The sequence below is a fragment of the Actinoplanes sp. NPDC049118 genome, from assembly GCF_040648555.1.
Classification (GTDB): domain Bacteria; phylum Actinomycetota; class Actinomycetes; order Mycobacteriales; family Micromonosporaceae; genus Actinoplanes.
Map to the genome: position 1 here is coordinate 345,032 of NZ_JBEZDY010000007.1, position 6,791 is coordinate 351,822.

Here is a 6,791-nt window from a genome sequence, read left to right on the forward strand (position 1 = left end):
GACACTGAGGGGGAGTACCCGTGGCCGACACTCTTTACGCCACCCTGCACACCAACCACGGCCCGATCCGGCTCCAGCTCTTTCCGGACCACGCCCCGGCGACCGTCCGCAACTTCGTGGAGCTCGCGGAGGGCACGAAGGACTACACCGACCCGCGGACCGGCCAGAAGGGCAGCGGCCCGTACTACGACGGGACGATCTCGCACCGGGTCATCGCCGGCTTCATGATCCAGCTGGGCGACCCGACCGGCACCGGCCGCGGCGGCCCGGGCTACCAGTTCGCCGACGAGTTCCACCCCGAGCTGCAGTTCGACCGCCCGTACGTGCTCGCCATGGCGAACGCGGGTCCGGGCACGAACGGCTCGCAGTTCTTCATCACCGTCGGACCCACCCCGCACCTGAACCGGCGGCACACGATCTTCGGCCAGGTGGCCGACGAGCAGTCCGCCAAGGTCGTGGACTCGATCGCGACCACCCCGACCGGCCCCGGCGACCGCCCCCGCGAGGATGTCGTCGTCGAGCGCGTGGAGATCGAGCGGGCACCGGGCAAGTAACCCCCTCCGGGTACGTTTGAGGCATGAGTGAGTCTCCGGTGACGGCCCCGGTCTGCTACCGCCATCCGTCAAAAGAGACCTACGTGCGCTGCACCCGCTGCGAACGTCCGATCTGCCCGGATTGCATGAACGAGGCCTCTGTCGGCCACCAGTGCCCGGAGTGTGTCGCCGAAGGCAGGCGCACCCAGCGGCCGGCGCGCACCGCCTTCGGGGGGAGCGCGGCCGGCCGCGCCGGGACGGCCACCCGGGTCCTCATCGGCGTCAACGTCGTGATGATGATCATGTCGATCATCTCCGGCGGCTCGACCGCCGTGGCCGGCGGCGGCTGGGGCGGCCTGCTCGGCGGCAGCACCCCGCTCACCGAATGGGGCTCGGTGCTCGGCGAGGCCCTCTACGGTCCCGTCGGCGACATGGCGGTGCACGGCATCGCGTACGGCGAGTGGTACCGCCTGTTCACGGCGATGTTCCTCCACTATGGCGTGCTGCACCTGCTGATGAACATGTATGCGCTCTGGTTCCTTGGGCGCGACATCGAGCGGGCGCTGGGCCCGCTCCGCTTCGTCGGCCTCTACCTGCTGGCGGGCCTGGGCGGCAACGTGGCGGCGTACGTCTTCTCGGCGCCGAACGCCATGACGGCGGGCGCGTCCACCGCGGTCTTCGGCCTGATGTCGGCCATCTTCGTGCTGCTCAAGCGCCTGAACCTGAGCATCGCCCCGATCCTGCCGGTGATCGTCATCAACGTGATCTTCACCTTCGCGATCTCCAACATCTCGGTCGCCGGCCACCTCGGCGGCCTGGTCGTCGGCGGTGCGGTGGCGGCGGTGCTGGCCTACGCCCCGAGGGAGCGGCGCAACCTGGTGCAGGCCATCGGCTGCGCGGGGATCTTCCTGATCCTGATGGCGCTCACGATCTACCGCACCGCGGTCCTGCTGAGCTGAACCGGCGCCGACCCCCGGGTCAGAGAGGGGCGTTGGCGCGCAGGGCGTTCAGGGCCTCGGCGACCTCTTCCGGGTCCGCGCCCAGGTCGTTGGCGCTGAACATGTGCAGGCTCTCGCCCGCGTCGATCTCCAACAGCGCGCTTCGCAGGCCGAGGCGCTCGCGGCGGTCCACCCGTACCCGTTCGATCTGGGGCCAGGACAGGTGCCGGCGCCGGGCGAAGCCGGCGACCAGGGTGATCCCGCTCGTGTCCGCGCTCAGCCGGACCGGCGCGATCAGGTCCCGGGCCGCCCAGCCGGTCAGCGCCGCGGCCATCACCACGGCGATGAACCACTGCACCGGATCGCCCCGGCCGAACGCCGCCACCAGCACCACCACCGCCACCGCGCCCAGCAGCCTGGTGATCGGCAGAACGGGCTTCACCCGCCACTGAAGAGGCGACATGCCATAACTATCGCAGCCCGCGTAACGTCGGCGGTATGCGTGACGCGGTGATCGTTGGGGCTGTCCGTACTCCCGTCGGGCGGCGTAACGGAGGGCTTGCGGAGGTTCACCCGGCCGACCTGTCGGCGATCGTGCTGCGGGCCCTGTCCGCGCGGGCGGGCTTCGACCCGGCGGACGTCGAGGACGTCATGTGGGGATGCGTCTCCCAGGTCGCAGAGCAGTCCTGGAACATCGGCCGCAGCGCCGTGCTCGCGGCCGGCTGGCCCGAGTCCGTGCCGGCCACGACGATGGACCGGCAGTGCGGGTCGAGCCAGCAGGCGCTGCACTTCGCCGCGGCGACCGTGCTCTCCGGGCAGGCCGACCTGGTGGTGGCCGGCGGGGTCGAGTCGATGAGCCGCGTGCCGATGGGATCGAGCGCGGCCGGCGCCGACCCGTACGGATCGGCGATCGCCGAGCGCTACGGCACGTCCGTCTTCAACCAGGGCGTCGGTGCGGAGATGATGGCCGCCCGCTGGGGCTTCTCCCGGCGGCAGCTCGACGAGTACGCCCTGGCCAGCCATGCCGCGGCCGCGAAGGCGCAGGATGCCGGGGACTTCGACGTGGAGGTCGTGCCGGTCGGCGCGGTCACCCGCGACGAGGGCATCCGGCGCGACACCACGATCGACAAGCTCGGCGCGCTGAAGACGCCGTTCAAGGCCGACGGCGTAGTCACCGCCGGCTCCGCGTCGCAGATCTCCGACGGCGCCGCCGCGCTGGCGGTGACCACGTCCCGCTGGGCGGCCGCGCACGGCCTGGTGCCGGTCGCCCGCGTGCACACCGCGGTGGTCGCGGCCGACGATCCGGTGATCATGCTGACCGCGCCGCTCGCGGCAACCGGAAAGGCGCTGGACCGCTCGGGCCTCACCCTCGACGAGATCGGCGTGTACGAGGTGAACGAGGCGTTCGCGCCCGTGCCGCTGGCCTGGCTCGCGGAGACCGGCGCCGACCCGGCACGCCTCAACCCGCTGGGCGGCGCGATCGCCCTCGGCCACCCGCTCGGCGCGTCCGGTGCGCGGATCATGACGACGATGCTGCACCACATGCGACAGACCGGCGTCCGGTACGGATTGCAGACCATGTGCGAGGGCGGCGGAATGGCGAACGCCACGGTGGTCGAGCTTCTGTAATTCGATATTCATCGTGCCGTGGCCGCAGCTTCCCCGTTTGCGCCGCGTTAAACGCCACATGGACGTGTTCTCCCGTACGTTCCTCCCCGCCGCCGCCGAAGCCGGGGTCGCGATCCCGACCGTGAGCCGGCACCTGCCGATCTTCCGCCGCTGCGTGGAACCGGACGACTCCACCGTGCTGGTGACCCGTTGCGTGTGCCCGGACCGGCCGATGGCCGGGGAGTTCCTGCTGCTGCTGACCTACCGGCGGCTGGTCGTCACCCAGGAGACCCGGGTGCTGCACCGGCTCCGGCTGCACCTGAACGAGAACCTGCGCCACCTGAGTAACGTCACCTGGCGCCCGGACCTGCGCATGTCCGCCGTGGACGTCGCGGCGACCGCGGTGGACGGGGTCCGCGAACGGTTCCGGATGCGCCTCGGCCAGCCGGAGCAGGTGTGGCACTTCGACGCGCTGCTCAAGCACGTCTTTCGCGAGCGCCGTTCGGCCGGCCGGCTCCCCGCCGCGGCCTAGGCCGCGGGCCTGTCCAGGAACCCGGTGATCGAGGCCCGCAGGCCCGCCGGGTCCAGGCCGTGCCAGCGCGCATGGTCAGCGGGGGTGCCGTAGCGGCGCTGCTCGGCGCGGCCCACGCCGAGGTGCAGCTCCCGATGGGGTACGTCGGAGAGCGCCGCCGCCACGAGCCGGCTCGACGTGCCGGCCAGGTAGGGCTCCACGACGATGACCTCGCGGCTCACCAGTTCGCGCAGCCCGGCACCGTCGAGCGGCCGCGGCGTCATCGTGTACGCGACCGTGACGTCGAGCTCCCGGGTCGCGGCGAGCACCGGGTCGAGCATCGGCCCGACCGCGAGCACGACCGGTGCGCCGGCCCAGCCGCGCCGCAGCACCTGCAGCCTGCCCGTCCGCTCGTACGCGCGGGTGTTGTGCTGCGACGAGAGCCGCACGTAGATCCGGTCGTCGTTGCGGGCGGCGTCGCGCAGCAGCGGCGGGACCTCGTCCGGGTGACCCGGCACGTGCACGGTCCACCCCTCGAGGGTGTCGAGCAACCCGACGTCGCCGGGGGACTGATGCGTGTAGCCCTCCGCGGAGGCGTCGTACGAGGCGCCGATGCTGACCAGCACCGCACCCGCGTCCTGGTGGCCGAGGTCGAGCTTGATCTGCTCATAGGCGCGGTCGATCAGGAACGGCGCGTAGGAGTGCACGTACGGCCTCAGCCCGGTCAGCGCGAGCCCGCCGGCGACGCCGGTCATCAACTGCTCGCGGATCCCGACGTTGAGCACCCGGTCCGGGTGTCTGCGGTGCGCGGCCGCGAACGCGTCGGCGGAGATGTCGGCGAGCACCACGGCGGTCCGCGGGTCCTCGTCGAGCAGCGTGATCGTGGTGTTGACGAAGGTCTCTCGCATGATTCTCAGCCTTTCGGTTCGACGACGGCGACGACTACATGCGGCCGGTCCTCGCCGCGCGCAAGCAGGGCCTCCTCGATTGCGTCGTGATCACGCCCGTCGACGACGGAGGTGGTCCATCCCGGGAAGCGGCGGGCGATGCCGCCCGGCCATCCGTGAGTGGAGGACTGGTTGTCGATGACGATGGCGGTGAGCTTGTCCAGCCGGGCCGCCGCCGCGTACGCGATGGCCTCGTGGTTCGAGCCCTCGTCCAGTTCGGCGTCGCCCAGAAGGACGAACGTGCGTGCGTCGTAGCCCTGCGCGCGCAGTCCCAGCGCGGTGCCGGCGGCGAGGCCGAGCCCGTGGCCCAGGGATCCGGTGCCGATCTCCACGCCCGGGATCAGCACCCGGTCGGGGTGGTGGCCGAGGCGGCTCTCCGGCCCGCCGAGATCGTCGAGCCAGGCGACCGGGATGAAGCCCTTGGCGGCGAGCACCGCGTAGTAGGCGGCCGGTCCGTGCCCCTTGGAGAGCAGGAAGCGGTCCCGGTCGGGCTCGTCCGCCGTTTCCGGGTGGACGCGCAGGATGCGGTCGTACAGCACCCACAGCACGTCGAGCGTCGAGAAGGCGCTGGGCGCGTGCTTCTCGTCGCCGGTCAGCCGGGTCAGCAGCGTGCCCAGCAGGTTTGGCTTAACGGCCGTAGCAGTCATATTCTCAGCCTGCTAGTTAAAGTTCACTTCAACTCAAGGGGCGGCTGGAGTGGAGCTTCTCACCATCGGCGACATGGCCGTGCGCAGCGGGGTGGCGCAGTCGGCGCTGCGCTACTACGAGCGGGAGGGACTGATCCGGTCCACCCGCACCGGCGGCAACCAGCGCCGCTACGAGCGGCACGAGCTGCGGCGTGTCGCGTTCATCCGGATCGCCCAGCAGGTCGGGGTCTCGCTGGAGGAGATCCGGGAGGCGCTGGCGGCGCTGCCGGAGAACCGCACACCGACGAAGGCGGACTGGGCGCGCCTGTCGGCCCGGTGGCGGCGCAAGCTGGACGAGCGCATCACGATGATGGAGCGGCTGCGCGACCAGCTGACGGGCTGCATCGGCTGTGGCTGCCTGAGCCTGCAACGCTGCCGGCTGATCAACCCGGACGACCGCCTGGCGCGGCTCGGCGAGGGCCCCCAGCTGATCCTCAACCCGCCGTCGTAGGCGGTCGGTCAGGGCAGGAGAACGATCTTGCCGACGTGGTCGCTGCTCTCCATCAGGCGGTGGGCCGCCGCCGCGTCGCGCATCGGAACCGCGCGGTCGATGATCGGGCGGATCGCCCCCGCGTCGACCAGCGGCCAGACCCGTTCGCGCACCCCCTTGACGATCCTTGCCTTGTCGGCGACCGGCCGGGCGCGCAGCGTCGTCGCCGAGACCGAGCCGCGCTTGCTCATCAGCGCACCCAGGTCGAGCTCGCCGCGCCGGCCGCCCTGCATGCCGATGATCGCGATGCGGCCGTCGTGTGCGAGGGCCGCCACGTTCCGGTCCAGGTATTTCGCACCGATGATGTCGAGGATGACGGTCGCGCCGCGGCCCCCGGTGAAGTCGCGGGTTGCCTCGACGAAGTCGGTTGAGGTGTAGTCGATCGCCAGGTCGGCGCCGAGAGCAAGCAACCGGGCGTGCTTGGCCTCGCGGGCGGTGACGATGACCGTGGCGCCCATGGCCTTGCCGAGCTGGATGGCGAACGTGCCGATGCCGCCGCCCCCGCCGTGCACCAGCAGGGTGTCACCCTGGCGGAGCCGGGCGATGTCGACCACGTTCGACCAGACCGTGCAGGCCACCTCGGGCAGGGCGGCCGCCTCCTGCAGCGACATGCCCTGCGGCACGGGCAGCAGCTGACCCGCGGGGACCGCCACCTGCTCGGCGTAGCCACCGCCGGCGAGCAGCGCGCAGACCCGCTCACCAACGTGGCGGCCGGTCACGCCCGGGCCGACCGCGGTGATCACGCCGGAGCACTCCAGGCCGGGATAGGGCGGGGCGCCCGGGGGCGGCGGGTAGTGGCCCTGGCGCTGCATCACGTCGGCCCGGTTGACCGCCGCGGCCGTCACCTCGACAACCACCTCGCCCTCGCCCGGCGTCGGATCCGGGACCTCGGCCCAGACCAGTGCCTCGGGACCGCCGGGCTGCTCGATCGTGATCGCGTGCATGCAGACAGCTTGCCCGACGCGTACGACAAAAGCAGGGAAGCGGTCGAGCCGCCCGGCTGGTGGCCGGGCGGCTCGTGGGGTCGTGCTGGGGTGGTGTGGGTCAGGCGATCTTGACGTTGAAGATCGGGTTGGCG

9 protein-coding genes are annotated in these 6,791 nt (G+C 71.7%); 5 read left to right on the forward strand and 4 right to left on the reverse strand.

The annotated features are described in order from the left end of the window. Positions 1-20: 20 nt before the first annotated feature. Positions 21-554, forward strand: coding sequence for a peptidylprolyl isomerase (locus tag AB0B58_RS13750; RefSeq protein ID WP_360222657.1), 534 nt, complete (start codon positions 21-23; stop codon positions 552-554). Positions 555-577: 23 nt separating this feature from the next. Beyond that, positions 578-1,492, forward strand: coding sequence for a rhomboid family intramembrane serine protease (locus AB0B58_RS13755; protein WP_360222660.1), 915 nt, complete (start codon positions 578-580; stop codon positions 1,490-1,492). Between the two features lie 19 nt (positions 1,493-1,511). On the opposite strand, the gene AB0B58_RS13760 is transcribed toward AB0B58_RS13755, so the two are convergent. Further along, a complete protein-coding gene (locus AB0B58_RS13760; RefSeq protein ID WP_360222663.1) occupies positions 1,512-1,934 on the reverse strand; it encodes a PH domain-containing protein in 423 nt (140 codons plus the stop codon). A gap of 35 nt (positions 1,935-1,969) precedes the next feature. Here AB0B58_RS13760 and AB0B58_RS13765 point away from each other — a divergent pair, with 35 nt between their 5' ends. Together AB0B58_RS13765 and AB0B58_RS13770 are read left to right on the forward strand one after the other, a co-directional pair. Further along, the gene (locus AB0B58_RS13765; RefSeq protein ID WP_360222666.1) at positions 1,970-3,100 is read left to right on the forward strand and encodes an acetyl-CoA C-acyltransferase; all 1,131 of its coding nucleotides are present in this window, start codon (positions 1,970-1,972) and stop codon (positions 3,098-3,100) included. Positions 3,101-3,158: 58 nt separating this feature from the next. Further along, on the forward strand, positions 3,159-3,611 hold the full coding sequence (locus AB0B58_RS13770; protein ID WP_360222669.1) for a hypothetical protein: 453 nt from the start codon (positions 3,159-3,161) through the stop codon (positions 3,609-3,611). Here AB0B58_RS13770 and AB0B58_RS13775 read toward each other — a convergent pair. Then, positions 3,608-4,498 carry a transketolase gene (locus tag AB0B58_RS13775; protein ID WP_360222672.1) on the reverse strand — a complete coding sequence of 297 codons (891 nt, stop codon included), beginning with the start codon at positions 4,496-4,498 and terminating at the stop codon, positions 3,608-3,610. The genes AB0B58_RS13770 and AB0B58_RS13775 overlap by 4 nt on opposite strands. A gap of 5 nt (positions 4,499-4,503) precedes the next feature. After that, positions 4,504-5,184 (reverse strand): transketolase, encoded by a 681-nt coding sequence (locus AB0B58_RS13780; protein WP_360222675.1) that lies wholly within the window; start codon positions 5,182-5,184, stop codon positions 4,504-4,506. Between the two features lie 49 nt (positions 5,185-5,233). On the opposite strand from AB0B58_RS13780, the gene soxR reads away from it, so the two are divergent. Next, on the forward strand, positions 5,234-5,674 hold the full coding sequence (soxR, locus tag AB0B58_RS13785; protein ID WP_360222678.1) for a redox-sensitive transcriptional activator SoxR: 441 nt from the start codon (positions 5,234-5,236) through the stop codon (positions 5,672-5,674). Positions 5,675-5,682: 8 nt separating this feature from the next. Here soxR and AB0B58_RS13790 read toward each other — a convergent pair whose 3' ends face one another. Next, a complete protein-coding gene (locus tag AB0B58_RS13790) occupies positions 5,683-6,657 on the reverse strand; it encodes an NAD(P)H-quinone oxidoreductase (protein ID WP_360222681.1) in 975 nt (324 codons plus the stop codon). Between the last annotated feature and the right edge of the window lie 134 nt (positions 6,658-6,791).